Source organism: Burkholderia sp. AU27893 (assembly GCF_002223205.1).
GTDB lineage: Bacteria > Pseudomonadota > Gammaproteobacteria > Burkholderiales > Burkholderiaceae > Burkholderia.
In genome coordinates this window covers 1,364,674-1,378,860 of the sequence record NZ_NKFD01000001.1, presented here as the reverse complement: position 1 = coordinate 1,378,860, position 14,187 = coordinate 1,364,674, and the positions used below count along the sequence as shown (strand labels likewise).

15 protein-coding genes are annotated in these 14,187 nt (G+C 68.2%); 3 read left to right on the top strand and 12 right to left on the bottom strand.

What is annotated here, in order from left to right; all coding sequences use genetic code 11:
• Positions 1-57: 57 nt before the first annotated feature.
• The 3 genes from CFB47_RS06430 to CFB47_RS06420 form a co-directional block, all read right to left on the bottom strand.
• On the bottom strand, positions 58-699 hold the full coding sequence (locus CFB47_RS06430) for an NAD(P)-dependent oxidoreductase (protein WP_089455895.1): 642 nt from the start codon (positions 697-699) through the stop codon (positions 58-60).
• Positions 700-828: 129 nt separating this feature from the next.
• Positions 829-1,284, bottom strand: coding sequence for an Rrf2 family transcriptional regulator (locus tag CFB47_RS06425; protein ID WP_089439623.1), 456 nt, complete (start codon positions 1,282-1,284; stop codon positions 829-831).
• Between the two features lie 90 nt (positions 1,285-1,374).
• Positions 1,375-1,803, bottom strand: coding sequence for a hypothetical protein (locus CFB47_RS06420; protein WP_089460676.1), 429 nt, complete (start codon positions 1,801-1,803; stop codon positions 1,375-1,377).
• A gap of 193 nt (positions 1,804-1,996) precedes the next feature.
• Here CFB47_RS06420 and CFB47_RS06415 point away from each other — a divergent pair, with 193 nt between their 5' ends.
• The 3 genes from CFB47_RS06415 (at position 1,997) to CFB47_RS06405 (ending at position 5,914) form a co-directional block, all read left to right on the top strand.
• On the top strand, positions 1,997-2,332 hold the full coding sequence (locus CFB47_RS06415) for a hypothetical protein (RefSeq protein ID WP_089460675.1): 336 nt from the start codon (positions 1,997-1,999) through the stop codon (positions 2,330-2,332).
• A gap of 264 nt (positions 2,333-2,596) precedes the next feature.
• Positions 2,597-3,790: an ammonium transporter gene (locus tag CFB47_RS06410; protein ID WP_089460674.1), complete on the top strand. Its 1,194-nt coding sequence runs from the start codon at positions 2,597-2,599 to the stop codon at positions 3,788-3,790.
• Between the two features lie 159 nt (positions 3,791-3,949).
• Positions 3,950-5,914, top strand: coding sequence for a PhoX family phosphatase (locus CFB47_RS06405; RefSeq protein ID WP_089439621.1), 1,965 nt, complete (start codon positions 3,950-3,952; stop codon positions 5,912-5,914).
• A gap of 132 nt (positions 5,915-6,046) precedes the next feature.
• Here the strand turns inward: CFB47_RS06405 and CFB47_RS06400 are convergent, their stop codons facing one another.
• The 9 genes from CFB47_RS06400 to CFB47_RS06360 form a co-directional block, all read right to left on the bottom strand.
• A complete protein-coding gene (locus tag CFB47_RS06400; RefSeq protein WP_089460673.1) occupies positions 6,047-6,652 on the bottom strand; it encodes a type II secretion system protein in 606 nt (201 codons plus the stop codon).
• Positions 6,649-7,059 carry a type II secretion system protein gene (locus CFB47_RS06395; protein ID WP_089460672.1) on the bottom strand — a complete coding sequence of 137 codons (411 nt, stop codon included), beginning with the start codon at positions 7,057-7,059 and terminating at the stop codon, positions 6,649-6,651. The genes CFB47_RS06400 and CFB47_RS06395 overlap by 4 nt, the downstream gene beginning before the upstream one ends.
• 9 nt (positions 7,060-7,068) lie before the next feature.
• The gene (locus CFB47_RS06390) at positions 7,069-7,611 is read right to left on the bottom strand and encodes a type II secretion system protein (RefSeq protein WP_089460671.1); all 543 of its coding nucleotides are present in this window, start codon (positions 7,609-7,611) and stop codon (positions 7,069-7,071) included.
• Positions 7,612-7,614: 3 nt separating this feature from the next.
• A complete protein-coding gene (locus CFB47_RS06385) occupies positions 7,615-9,819 on the bottom strand; it encodes a secretin N-terminal domain-containing protein (protein ID WP_373453132.1) in 2,205 nt (734 codons plus the stop codon).
• Between the two features lie 90 nt (positions 9,820-9,909).
• Positions 9,910-10,509 (bottom strand): hypothetical protein, encoded by a 600-nt coding sequence (locus tag CFB47_RS06380; protein ID WP_089460669.1) that lies wholly within the window; start codon positions 10,507-10,509, stop codon positions 9,910-9,912.
• The gene (locus CFB47_RS06375; protein WP_089439615.1) at positions 10,506-11,072 is read right to left on the bottom strand and encodes a hypothetical protein; all 567 of its coding nucleotides are present in this window, start codon (positions 11,070-11,072) and stop codon (positions 10,506-10,508) included. Before CFB47_RS06375 ends, CFB47_RS06380 begins: the two co-directional genes overlap by 4 nt.
• On the bottom strand, positions 11,069-11,599 hold the full coding sequence (locus CFB47_RS06370; RefSeq protein ID WP_089439614.1) for a hypothetical protein: 531 nt from the start codon (positions 11,597-11,599) through the stop codon (positions 11,069-11,071). The genes CFB47_RS06375 and CFB47_RS06370 overlap by 4 nt, the downstream gene beginning before the upstream one ends.
• Positions 11,596-12,462, bottom strand: a complete 867-nt coding sequence (locus CFB47_RS06365; RefSeq protein ID WP_089460668.1) for a hypothetical protein — start codon at positions 12,460-12,462, stop codon at positions 11,596-11,598. The genes CFB47_RS06370 and CFB47_RS06365 overlap by 4 nt, the downstream gene beginning before the upstream one ends.
• The gene (locus CFB47_RS06360) at positions 12,443-14,170 is read right to left on the bottom strand and encodes a GspE/PulE family protein (protein ID WP_089460667.1); all 1,728 of its coding nucleotides are present in this window, start codon (positions 14,168-14,170) and stop codon (positions 12,443-12,445) included. Before CFB47_RS06360 ends, CFB47_RS06365 begins: the two co-directional genes overlap by 20 nt.
• Positions 14,171-14,187: the final 17 nt, after the last annotated feature.

The following is a 14,187-nucleotide window of genomic DNA, read 5'->3' as shown; positions in this document are numbered from 1 at the left end:
CTGCACAGTGCGGCCCGCCGGGCGCTCACGCGCCGCCGGCCAGCGTCAGCGCACCGCTCAATACGCGACCGTCGCGATCTCGTGCACGAAGCTGCCTTGCTCGAGCGCGTCGACGAACGCGACCGCGTAGTCTTCCGCCGAGATCTTGCTGTTGCCTTGTGCGTCCGCGATCAGCTTGCCGACGCCCGTGCGGAACGTACCCGTGCGCTCGCCCGGGGCGATCAGCGCGGCCGGCGCGAAGAACGTCCAGTCGAGATCGCCGACCGTCTTCAGGTAGTCGAGTGCATCGCGGTGCGCGAGTGCGACCGCCTTGTACGCTTCCGGGAAACCTTCGCTGTCGACGAGCTGCTTGCCCGGCGCAACTTCGAGCGACCCGGCGCCGCCCACCACGACGAGCCGCTTCAGCCCCGCCTGGCGCGTGCCGGCGACCAGCGCCTTCGCCGCTGCGACGACCTTCGCCGCATCGTCCTGTTTCGGGCCGTACGCGCTCGCGACGACGTCATGGCCCGGCAGCGCGGCCGCAATGCTGGCCGCGTCGAACAGGTCGGCCGCCTTCGCGGTGATGCCGTCGCCGGCTGCGCCCGGATTGCGCGACAGCGCGGTCACGCGATGGCCGCGTCGCGCGGCTTCAGCGGCAATGCGCGAGCCGATCGTGCCGGTGGCGCCGAACAGCGCGATATTCAAGGTACGTTGCGTCATATCGATTCTCCAGTAAGAAAAATATGTAACGTAGTTAATTACATATAAGACCGAAAAAAACGGGGCAAAGCCCCCGTCGCGCCGGTCGCCGCGCCTCTCGCGCCGCCCGGCCTCCTGCCCTGCCGCCGCTCACCCGCCGGCGCGTGTCGCCTGCTGCGTGCGCTGCTCCAGCTCCAGCACGTCGGCCGTCACGTCAGCCAGCGTGCGCGTGCCCAGCGACGCTTCCATCGCCCGCTGCGCGTCGCCGATGTAGTCGACCAGCGCGCCCTGGATGTGCCGCCCGACGAGACACGCGGGATTCGGCGCCTCACGGTGCAGCGCGAACAGTTGCGCATCGTCGACCGCGCGATAGACGTCGAGCAGCGTGATCGCGCCGGGCTCGCGCGCCAGCAGCGCACCGCCGCCCGCGCCCAGTTGCGACGTGGTCAGCCCCGCGGCCGCGAGCATCGACAACAACCGGCGGATCAGCGCCGGATTCGTGTTCACGCTGCCCGCGATGATGTCGGACGACAACGGCACGCCCTCCTGCATCGACAGCAAGGCAAGCACGTGGACGGCAAACGCGAACCGGCTGCTGGTATTCATTCCTGACTCACTTGACGACGCCGGCCCATTCCGCAGCCGGCGACATGTGTAACCATCATAATTACATTTCGCAGATCATGCAAGCCCGCGTCACTCTCCGCTCGCGGGCTTGGCGCCCGGCGCATTCTGCTGGCTCCACTGCTGGAGCTTCTTGCCGGCTTCGGCGATTTTCGCGCCGGCTTCGGAAGCCGCATGCGCGACGACCGCGGACGCGGCCGCGTCGATCTGCGCCTGCGCGGCGGAGGCGAGGCCGCTCGCGGACAGCGGCGGCACGGCCGACGCCGCGGACGCGATGCCGGCCTTCGCGGCGTTGAGCTGCTGGTCGACGGTGCTCGCGACCTGGTCGAGCGCCTTGGCCGCATTGTTCGCGGCATCGGCGGCCGCGCTCGCGGCCGTGTCGGGTTGCGTGGCCGGCGCGCCGGACTTCTCGCAGCCCGCGAGCAACAGCAGCGCACCGGCGGCCACGGCCGCCAGTACGGACCCGGGCACGCGACGCGCCCGCGATGTCTTCTTGTTCATCAGCAATCTCCGGCCGCACGTCGCGCGGCCTCGTGGTTGGACCGACGTCGATGATACCGCCTGTGGAACAGGGCCAATCACGCGCCGTGTTTAAAAATGGCTTTCAATTTCGGACTCGTCTGATTTAATCGCACACGCGAGAACATTAAAGTGGGCACGCTTCAATCCGCTTTGGACGCGCCCCCTTTTTCTCATGGATTTCCTCGTCGACTGGCTCATCGCCCTGGCCGCCGTGCTTGCCGCCACCCTGTTCCTGTCCCTGCGCCCGCCGTCGACGCGCCGCCTGGCCGAATCCGGGCGCCCGCGCCGCGTCGCGTCCGCGCGCCTGCTCACGCAGGCCGTGATCGGCTTCTGGACGGCCGCGCTGATCGTCGCGGAAGGCATCCTTGGCCCCACCGCCGACGGTCAGTCGCTGGCGGGCTTCGCGGCACTCGCGTTTGCCGCGCTTGGGTTGACGACCGTCGCCGCCTACTGGTCGGCGTGCGCGCTGCGGCTGCGCCGGCCGCCGCTGCTGTTCCCGCGCCACTGACGCGCCGCAACGGTGCGCGGCAACGCACCATCACGCACCACGCCGCGTCAATCGACATATCGAGCGCACCAGTTCCGCACACGTCGCACCACACGCGTGCACCCGGCCTCGCATCGCATCCGCATCGACCACGCCCCCTTCCCGTGCACGATTCACCGGATTGCCGCACCGCACGGTGTTGAAGCACCAACTCCACGCAGTCGTTCACCAAGTTGGCTCGATACTTGCGTTCCTTGCCCGTTTTTTGCGCAAGGAAGCCACGGCATGGTTGGTCTGAAATCCGGCGTCGACACCCTGTTCCTGTTGATCGGCGCCGTCATGGTGCTCGCAATGCACGCGGGCTTTGCTTTTCTCGAACTCGGCACGGTCCGCAAGAAGAACCAGGTCAACGCGCTCGTGAAGATCCTGGTCGACTTCTCGGTGTCGACGCTCGCGTATTTCTTCTTCGGCTACACGATCGCGTACGGCGTCGAGTTCTTCGACGACATCGGCACGCTGTCGCAGCACAGCGGCTACGCGCTCGTGCGCTTCTTCTTCCTGCTGACCTTCGCGGCGGCGATCCCCGCGATCGTGTCCGGCGGTATCGCCGAGCGCGCGAAGTTCAATCCGCAGCTCGTCGCGACGCTGATCATCGTCGGCTTCATCTATCCGTTCTTCGAAGGGATCGCCTGGAACGAGCGCTTCGGCGTGCAGGCCTGGCTCACGCACGCGTTCGGTGCGCCGTTCCATGATTTCGCGGGCTCCGTCGTCGTGCACGCGTTCGGCGGCTGGGTCGCGCTGCCCGCCGTGCTGCTGCTCGGCGCGCGCCACGGCCGCTATGCGAAGGACGGCCGGATCGCCGCGCACCCGCCGTCGAACATCCCGTTCCTCGCGCTCGGCGCGTGGGTGCTCGCGGTCGGCTGGTTCGGCTTCAACGTGATGAGCGCGCAGACGCTCGACAAGATCAGCGGCCTCGTCGCCGTGAACTCGCTGATGGCGATGGTCGGCGGCACGCTCGCCGCGTGGATGGCCGGCCGCAACGACCCGGGCTTCACGTACAACGGGCCGCTTGCGGGCCTCGTCGCGGTGTGCGCGGGCTCCGACGTGATGCACCCGATCGGCGCGCTCGTCACGGGCGCCGCGGCCGGTGCGCTGTTCGTCGCGATGTTCACCTGCGTGCAGAACAAGTGGCGCATCGACGACGTGCTCGGCGTGTGGCCGCTGCACGGCATGTGCGGCGCGCTCGGCGGCCTCGCGGCTGGCGTGTTCGGCGTGCCCGCGCTCGGCGGTCTCGGCGGCGTGTCGTTCCTGTCGCAACTCGTCGGCACGCTCGGCGGCATCGCGATAGCGACCGCCGGCGGCACGCTCGTCTACGGCGCGCTGAAAGCGACCGTCGGGCTGCGCCTCGATCGCGAAGCCGAGTTCGACGGCGCGGACCTGTCGATCCATCGCATCTCGGCGACGCCCGAACGCGATTGAGCGCCTGACGAACGCCCGACGCCACATTACGTTTTCAATTCAAAAAACTTTCATCGAGCGTCCTTACACTTCCGTCCAGTTTTCAATTTGCCTTCGCCAAGCTTGTCGAGCGCCTGCTTCGCGAAGGCCATTCTTCCAACAACTGAAACTGGACTCCACATGCCCGCGTTGCCCAATGCTGCCCGTCGTCAGGCCCTGAAGATCCTCGCCGGCGCGCCGATGCTTCCCCTTTCCGGCCTCGCGCTGCCGGCCCTGCTGACGGGTTGCGGCGGCGACGACAATCCCGCGTCGACGCCGGCCCCGGTCGCCGCCGCGTACACGTCGGCGACGTTCTCGGCGATGGCCGCCCCGACGCTCGACAACGCGGCCGCGATGGCCACGACGACGGTCGGCTCGACGCTGTCGGTGTCGTTCTCGGACGGCTCGGCGCGCAACTTCAAGCTCGCGTACCGGCCGTTCTTCGTGACGGGCGACCAGGTGCCGGACGGCAAGGGCGGCACCACGCTCGCGGGCGGCTACTACGACATCAACAACCAGCCGATCATCGATCGCTCGGTGGCCGGCAAGGAGCGCCAGTTCTATTCCGACTGCCCGGACGGCAGCTCGCTGCTGACGCTGAAGAACGCGAACGTGCCCGGCGTGAAGGGCAACACGGTGTTCGCCGTCGTGCAGTTCGAATACACGACGCGCGACCAGGCGAGCGCCTCGCAGTACGGCCAGCTGCCGTCGCCGATCGCGGTGCTCACGCTCGACCAGGATCCGGCCAACGGCGCGCTGAAGGTCGTCAAGTACCACAACGTCGACACGTCGAAGGCGCACGGCCTGTGGATCACGTGCGGCGCGAGCCTGTCGCCGTGGGGCACGCACCTGTCGAGCGAGGAGTACGAGCCGGACGCGACGAAGGTTGCGACCGACGCGCAGTTCAAGGCGTTCAGCAAGAACACGTTCGGCGACGAGACGAAGGCGAACCCCTACCACTACGGCCACCTGCCCGAGATCACCGTGAATCCGGACGGCACGGGCACCGTGAAGAAGCACTACTGCCTCGGCCGCATCTCGCACGAGCTGATCCAGGTGATGCCGGACCAGCGCACCGTGATGATGGGTGACGACGCCACCAACGGCGGCCTGTTCATGTTCGTCGCCGACAAGGCGGCCGACCTGTCGGCCGGCACGCTGTACGTCGCGAAGTGGACGCAGACGTCGTCCGCCGGCGCGGGCACCGCGACCCTCACGTGGATCAGGATCGGCCACGCAACCAGCGGCGAGATCGAAGCGCTCGCGAACACGCTGAAGGCGTCGGACATCATGGACCTCGCGACCACCGACCCGAACGATGCGAGCTACACGAAGATCCACTTCGGCGGCAAGTTCAACTGGATGCGCGTGAAGCCGGGGATGGAAAAGGCGGCCGCCTTCCTCGAGACGCACCGCTACGCGGCGCTGCTCGGCGGCAGCATGGGCTTCACGAAGCTCGAAGGCACGACCGTGAACGCGAAGGACAAGATCGTCTACACGGCGATGTCGCGGATCGAGACGTCGATGGTCAAGGGCAATGCGGTGTCGCGCGACGTCGCGCTCGACAAGAAGATCGCCGCGGGCGCCGTCTATGCGCTGAACCTGAAGGGCAGCCAGCGCGACACGACGGGCAGCGCGATCGACAGCGAATGGGTGCCGGTCGACATGGGCGCGCCGGCCGCGCTCGTCGGCGAGGATCTCGCCGCGGCCGACGGGCTCGGCAACCTCGCGAACCCGGACAAGATCGCGAACCCGGACAACCTGAAGTTCTCCGAAAAGCTGCGCACGCTGTTCATCGGCGAAGACTCGGGCATGCACGTGAACAACTTCCTGTGGGCGTACAACGTCGACACGAAGTCGCTGGTACGCGTGCTGTCGTGTCCGGCCGGCGCCGAATCGACGGGCCTGCACGCGGTCGACGAGATCAACGGCTGGACCTACATCATGAGCAACTTCCAGCACGCGGGCGACTGGGAATCGCCGCTGCACGACAAGGTGAAGCCGACGCTCGATCCGCTCGTGCGTGCGAACTTCAAGGACCGCTTCGGCGCCAGCGTCGGCTACCTGACGGCCGAGCAGACCAGCATCCAGCTCGCGAAGGCCTGACCGGGTCACGCGAGAAGGCCCGCCATCGCCGGCGGGCCCGTTTCTTCATCACGTTCATTCGTCGGCGCTCCACGCCGTTTGATGCGCGATGCCCGTTGCGGGCGTCGCGCTTTTTTTTGTGCGGCGAGCGCGTCAATGCCGGCCGGCCAGGCCCTGTCCCGGCAGCGTGCCTCCCGGAAAACCGGACAGGCTCGGCGCACTGGCCGGCATCGCCGGGGCAGTCGCCGGCGCGTCGGCGGGCGGCGCGGACAGCCCCGGCGCGAGGTACAGGAACTTCCATTGCCGATACGTCTCGGCCCCTTCGAAATCCATGTACCGATCCGGAAATCCCGCGCGCTTGATCGTCGCGCCGTCCGAGCTGCTGAACACGCCGTAGAAGCGGTCGCCCCGCCACAAGAAGGACCAGTCGTTCTTGCCGCTGACCGGATCCGGATACGCGCGGCGCAGGTGGTGCATGGGCTTCGCGAAGCGGGTGTCTTCCAGCAGATCGTCGACCGTCTGCGGGTACGCGCGCGCGAGCCGGTAATAGCTGACGATGGCCTTGCGGTACTGGTCGCCGACGAACAGCAGTTGCCGCTCCTGCTCGCGACGCCGCTGCAGCGACCAGACGTCCAGCGCGCCGGCCAGTGCGATCGACATCAGCATCAGCGCGATCAGCAAGGCAAGCAGCACGAGCCCGCGCTGCCGCCGGCAGCGGGCCTGCGGCGCGCGCGCGACGCGGCGCCCGGCCCGCTTCATTTCGCTGCCCCCGCCACAGGCGCAGCCGTTGCCGCGACGCCGGGCAGCACGCCCTGCGCGGCGCTCGCGGGCCCGACGTCGTACACGCCGGGCTTGTTCTCGTCCGGCGAGGCAAGCGTCGCCCATTTGTCGTCGCCGTTGACCGGATCGACCGGCACCGCCCGCAGATAGTGCTTCGCGACCAGCTCGTCGAGCGTCTCGGGATACTGCCCGTTGTCGCCGTAATACTGGTCGATCGCATTGCGCATCACCGCCAGGTTCTGCAGCCTCACCTGCTCCTTGCCATGCTCGATGCTGTGCATGTAGCGCGGCACGGCCAACGTCAGAAGCAGTCCGATGAGCGCCATCACGACCACGATTTCGATCAGCGTAAAGCCGCGGATCCTGCGGATGCGAGCGAGTTTCATGATGGCCGGTCACCACTGTTTGTACGGAATGCCGTTGATGCCGATACGTGCCGATTTCGACGTCACGTCGAACACGTCCTTGCCGGGCTCGAAGCCTCCCGGAGGCCCGTCCGCCGCCGGTTGCGGCGGCGTGCCGTATGCACGCACGTCCCAGGTGTCCTCGTCCGGCGTATCGGGGTCGCCGGTGAAGAACGGATCGCGCGGCACGCGGCGCAGGAACATCACCAGGCCGCCCTTCGGGTCGCGGGCGTTTTTCACGCCCGTCACGAGCACGGTCAGCGACGGCGGATAGCCGGACGATTCGGCCTCCTTGTCGATCTTCCCCGCGTCGCTCGCCTCCTTGTACGCATCGAGCGCGGTGCGGATCTCGCGCAACGCGGCACTCAACGCCTGTTCCTTCTGCCGCTGCACGAGCAGTTCGGAGAACGGCATGACCGCGAGCGCGAGGATCGCCACGAGCGCGAGCGTGATGACCATCTCGATCAACGTGAAGCCGCGCAGGCCGATGCGGCTGCCGCGGCCGACGCAAGTCGCTGCATTGCGCGCGGCCACGGCTCACTTCCCGACCGGGCGAAGCGGGTTTTCGCTCGGAATGTCGCCCGCCGGCATCTGCAGCGTCGGGGGCGGGGCCGCCGGTGCGGCGGCGGGTGCATTGACGGCCGGGGCAGCCTGCTCGGCCGGCGTGGGCGACGCAACCGGCGTCACGGTGGTGCCCGGCGCGGGCGCGACTTCGTTGCCCGCGGGCGGCGGCTCCGCCGCGGCTGCCCCGCCGCTCCCGCCGGCCGGTGCCGGCAATGCCGCTTGCGGCCTCGAGAACCGCCCGCCGTAAGGTTCGGGGGGCGGCGTCGTACGCGGTGCGGCCGGCATCTGTCCGAACGCGCCGCTCTCGGGCGACGGCTGCGCGCGGATCGCGGCAGCCTCCAGGGGGGTCGGCGCCCTGCCGCCCGACGTCCCGCCCCCCACGCTGCCCGGAACGACCCTCGCCGCCGGCGCGGCGGGCGCCTCCGCGTTCTGCGCCTCCGCGTTCAGCGCAACCGGATCGAGTCGCAGCTGGTCGGCGTGCACGTTGACGTCGGTGCCCGACCATACTTCCTGGGTGTCCGCATCCGCCGCCACTTGCGGCCGGACGATATGCGGCGTGATCTGCAGCACGATCTCGGTCTTCTTGTGATCGCCGCCGTGATCGGAGAACAGGCGGCCGAGCACCGGCAACTGCCCGAGACCCGGCACCTTGTTCGCGTTGCGGCGATCCTCGTCCGAAATCAGGCCGCCCATGATCTGCGTTTCGCCGTCGCGCAGCCGCAGGCTGGTCGACGCACTGCGCGTACCGATCTGGTAAGCGAGCGAACTCAGCCCCTGCGAGTTGCCGCTCGAGATCGTGTTGGTGATGTTGCTGACCTCGAGATTCAGCTTGATGCCGACGTCGCCGTCGCGATAGACCTGCGGCTCGACCTCGAGCTTGATGCCCACGTCGAGGTACTGGATCATCTGCGTAAACGACGGGCCGCTGGTGCTCGGCGTGCTCGAGCTCGAGATCACCGGGACCTTGTCGCCGATCATGATGCGCGCCTTCTCCTTGTTGCGCGCGCGGATGCGCGGGCTCGCGAGCAGGTTCGCGTCGGTATCGGTCAGCTTGAAGTCCGCGGTGGCCGACAGGCTGCTGACGTTCAGCGCATTGATCGGCAGATGGTGCAGCACGCCCCAGGTATCGGCCGAGCTCGGCGTCGACACCGTAAACGAGCTGGGCCAGTTGATGCCCAACTGCGACATCCGGTCGTGCGACACCTCCAGTACCTCGACCTCGAGCATCACTTCCGGCTCCGGCAAGTCCTGGGCGGCGATCATCTCCTCGGCGACCTTGATCATGTCGGGCGTGCCGCGGATCGTCACCGTGTTCGAGCGCTCGTCGATCACCGCTTCCTTCACCTTCAACAGGCTCTTCAGCAGCGACTGCACCTGCTTCGCGTCGACGTTCGACAACTGGAACGTCCGCACCTTGAGCTCCTGGTACTCGAGCTCCTTGGCCGGCGTCGCCGGATAGATGAACAGCGTGTTCGCGTTCATCTGCTTCTTGTCGAGCTGGTTCTGCAACAGGATCATGTCGACCGTGTCCTGCAGCGACGCGTTCTGCACGAAGATCGTCGTCTTCAGATCGGCGCGCACGTCGCGATCGAAAATGACGTTCAGCCCGGATGTCCGCGACAAGGCCTCGAACACCATCCGCACGTTCGCGTCGCGGAACTGCAGCGACACCGGCGTGCGCATGATCGACGACGCCGCGAGCTTGTCGTCGCGCTCCGCGTGTTGCTGGCGGCGCTTCTCGCTCAGCTCCGCCTGCATGCTTGCCGCCATCGCATTGGCCGGATCCTCGACCAGCACGCGATGCACGCGCTCGGCCGCCTGCGCGTACGAACCGCGCTTCATCATGCGGTCCGCTTCCTGCAGAATCGCAAGATGCTTGCGGTCCTGGTCGATCATGGTGCCGATCCGGCGCGCGCGCTCGCTGGTCGGATCGAGTTGCATCGCCATGTAGACGGAGCGGGCCGCGTCGTCGAACTCGTTCTTCTGGCGAAACGCGTCCGCGTTGTCGAGCAGATCGTCGACGGCCTCCTTGCGGTCGTGCATTGCGTCGATCTTCACCTGTGCATTGGTCGGATCGTCGTGAAGGTTCGGCACATGCGCACATCCACCGCATGCGAGCAGCGCCACGGCGATCGCCAGCGCGCGTTTCGTCGCGCACCGGCTGGTCGGCAGTGCCAAGCGCGCAGCGGCCCGGGGGGCGGAGCCAAGGCATGTCGACCGGCCGTCGTCCCCATCGCGGCGCGCATCCCGTGTACGTATGGTTTTCATTTACTTTCCTTCCACTGGAATGAGCACCGTCTGGACCTGGTTCAGCGGCAGATAGGTGAGCACCACGTTCGACGCGGACACCGACTCCACCCGATACTGGCCGCCGATCACGTCACCCGGCGAAACAATCAGCAACTGATCTCCGTTGCCGAGGAACACCTGCGGCTTCGCCGACTTGGCATCCTGCTGGCCGAGATAGACGAACGGCACCGGCGGCGCGGTCGGCGGCGCCGGACGCGTCTCGGGCGGAGGCGGCACGACGGGCGGCGGCGGCAGCCATGACGACGCCGTGAACGGATCGTGTGCGGCTTCGACGGACACGGGCGCACGCAATGCGGCGAGCTGCTCGCGCGGGGTCGCCGCCGCTGCATGCGACGCGGGCGCGGGCGCTGCGGCCTGAGAGGCCGGCGCGACGCGCGCACGGGCCGGCGCGAGCGCCGCCCGCCCCCCGTCGTGACGCACCACGATGCTTGCGGCAGCCGGCGCCGGCTGCTGCATCGCCGCCACCAGCACGCGATATCCGGCACCGGCGACGACGAGGCAAGCCAGCGCGAGTGCGAGCCGATGGCGCGAAGCGGGCTTCATGGCGGCGGAGATCATGGCTGGGCGCTCCGGTAGACGAGCTCGAAACGCACCCGCGCGTCGAGAATGCTGCTGCCCACTGCCGGACGCTCGACGTGGATCTCCTGCAGCGCCGCGTTCGGCACGTTGTTCAGCACCGATGCAAGAAAATGCCGGATCGCGCCGTACTGGTCCTTCACGGGCAGCAGCACCTGGTAGCGCGCGAAGCGCCCGCCCGACTCGGTCGTCATCTGGTACTCGGCCGACCCGAGTGTCAGGTGACTGTCGCGCGCCTGCTCGAAGATCGACGCGATGTCTTCCGCGCTTTGCGAAGAAGCCGGAAAGAGCGCGGGCAGCGCGTCGAGCGGGGTCGCGTCCGCCGCCGTGCCGCGCACATCCACGCGACGATGGCCGGGTGCGGCGCGCACCACACTGGCCGGCGCAAGCATCGCGCGCGTGTCGGACTCGACACCCGCGATCGCCGCGTACGTGATGGCGGCCGCGCCGAGCATCAGCACGCCGGCGAGCCCCGGCAGACCGAAGGCGCGTCGCCACTCGAAGCGAAGCGTGAGCAGGCGGTCCGCGAAACGATCGGCTTTCATGATTTCCTCCAGACGGCCGTGATCTGGAAACGCACCGGCTTGCCCGCCACGTTCTCCTCGACGAGATGACCGTTGAGCGTCGCCTCGCGCAGCACGACGCTCGTCTGCAAGTACTTCAGGTACGCGATCATCGCGTCCGGGTCCTTCGCTTCGGCCGTGATGCGAATCTGGCCTTGCGCCGGGTTCTGGTCGATGCCGATGAGCGCGACGTCATGGCCCGGATAGTCCTCGACGATCGAGAAGAGCGTCTGCCACGGCACGGTCAGCTCGCGCAGCACGGCCTGGCTCTGCTTTTCCGCAAGCCGGGCAGCCGCGGTCGGCGGCGGCTTCGCGACGTGTTGCTGCGCGAGCAGGCGATGCTGGACGACCGTCAGGCTCTCCCTAATGCGATCGTTTTCCGCGTACGTGTGCCAGAGCCGGACGGCGCACGCGCTCCACAGCAGCGCGGCGACACCGAGGAGGATCATTCCGCCGGCGCCGATGCGCGCGCGGCGCCGGCAAAAATCGATGTCGAGCGTGCGGATCATGGCGCGTACTCCAGCAATCGGCGCGCGGGCGAACCGTCGTGCCCCGCGCGGCCCGGCAGCGCGACCGCGGCGCAACGCGCGCCGAACGGCGTTACGTCGAGGTCGGTGCCGAACAGATAGACCTTGCAGGCGTCGAGCTTCAGGCCCGTGCGCAGCGCCGAGCGCTCGAACAGCTGCTCGGCGAGCTCGGCGAGCCGCGACGCGTCGCCGGACTCGCCCGGAAAGAGGCGCTGCGTGTCGTACGCGGCCCACTCGCCGTGCTCGATCATGACCGCTTGCAGCAGCGCCTCGTCGACGACGAGCAGCATCGCATCGCCGTCCGGCTTCACCGCGAACCGGTCGAGCGTCTCCGGAAGGGCCGCGCGCAGGCCGCGGATCGGCACGTCGCCGGACGCACCGGCACCGAGGATGCCGTCGTACAGCGTACGCGGCAGCGCGCTGGCAAAGAGCACCCTGCCACCGCGCCGCACGTCGAAGCGCGCAACCAGCGACTCCGCGGCAACGCCGTACGTGTCGGAGAAATGCGCGACTGCGATTTCCTCCAGCTCGCGTGCATGCAGCGCGCGGAAGTCTCCGCGCAGGATCGCATGACAACACCAGAAATCGTCGAGCACGACATGCGCGCCGCGCACCGGCGCCCGCTTCGCGCCGGCATCGGCATCGTGCATCGCGGCCAGCGCGGCGCGCAGCGCATCGAGCAGCCCCGCCTCGCTGCCGAACTGCTCATCGGGAATGGCGACGCTGAGCGGATCGGCGACGAACCCGCGCCGGTCCGGCCGCCACAGTGCGCGCGTGCGGATGCCGACGGCGATCTCGCGCGTCCCGACACCGACGGCAAGACGATCATTCGACCATGGTGACACGATTGATCTCCTCGAGCGTCGTTTCGCCGCGCCTGACCAGGTCGAGCGCCGACGCCCGCAACGTCGTCATCCCGTAGCGCAGCGCCGCGGCCTTGATGTGCCCGAGCGGCGCGCGCTCGGACAGCAGTTGCCGCAGTTCGTCGTTCATGCGCAGCGCCTCCGCGATCGCCCGCCGGCCGCGATAGCCGCTGCCGCGGCACATCGCGCACCCGGTGCCGCGTCGAAACAGGTAGCTGCCGGCCGTATCCGGGTCGATGCCCGAACGGGCGAGCGCATCGGCGTCCACCGTGTCCTCGTCGAGGCAGTCCGTGCAGCACTGGCGCAGCAGCCGCTGCGCGATGACGCCGTTCAGCGCCGATACGAAGCTGTACGGATCGACCTCCATGTTCGTGAACCGGCCGATCACGTCGAACACGTTGTTCGCGTGCACGGTGGTGAACACCTGGTGGCCGGTCAGCGCCGCCTGCACGGCGATCTGCGCGGTTTCGGGATCGCGGATCTCGCCGACCATGATCTTGTCCGGGTCGTGCCGCAGGATCGACCGCAAGCCGCGCGCGAACGTCAGGCCCTTCGCCTCGTTGACCGGAATCTGCAGGATCTCGCCCAGCTGGTACTCGACCGGATCCTCGATCGTCACGATCTTCTCGAGCCCGTTGTTGATTTCGGTGAGGATCGCGTAAAGCGTCGTGGTCTTGCCGCTGCCGGTCGGCCCCGTGACGAGCAGCATGCCGTACGGCATCGACGCGACCGACCGCATGAAGCGCGTGTCGGCCGGCTGGAACCCCAGCGCCTCGAGCGTCAGGCCGCCCGACGCCTGGGAGAGCTGATAGCGGTCGAGAATCCGCAACACGGCATCCTCGCCGAACTGGTTCGGCATGATCGACACGCGGAAATCGATTTCGCGTCCCGCGTACATCGCCTTGAAGCGCCCGTCCTGCGGGATGCGGCGCTCCGCGATGTCGAGTTCGGAAATCACCTTCACGCGCGACAGCACCTGATCCGCGACGTCGCGGCCCTCCACCCGCCCCACCACCGTGAGCACGCCGTCGACGCGGCACTTGATCATCAAGCCGGCCGCCCTGCATTCGAGGTGGATGTCGCTCGCCAGCATCTTGAGCGCATCGTAGATCGTCGAATTGAGCAGGCGCACCACGGGGCTGTCGTCGCTGCTGATGCCCTGCAGCGTCAACGCGAGCGACGCCGGATCGGGCGCGCACTGGATCGGGTCGTCGAACGCGAGCGAATCCATCGCGCGGATGTCCTTCTCGCGCACCGCAAGATACGCGCTCAGGTCGCCCGCACTCGCGAGCGCCCATCGGTACGGCAGCGTCGGGTGCGCGCGCATCCGGTGTTCGACCCAGCCGCGCGTGCGGGCATCGAGCGGATCGGCAATCGCGAACAGCAGCGCGCCGCTGTCGGGATCGCGCAGGCACACGCAGAGACGCGCCATCGCCTCGACGAACGGCACCCGCTCGAAATCCGGCTCCAGGCGGTTCAGCTCGCGTATGCCGATCGGTTTCATCCTGAACTGCGCGGCGAGCCGCTCGCGTATTTCGTCGGCGCCGAGCGCCGTGTGCGCGGTCAATGCCTCGAGCGCGCGAATACCGGACCCGTGGCGTTCGCCGAGCGTGCGAAGCAAGTCGCGCAGGTCGCGCCGGCCGGCATCCGCGTCGGGATCGGGATCGACGGGAGAAGTGACGGTGTCCATGCGAATCTCCGGGGCGG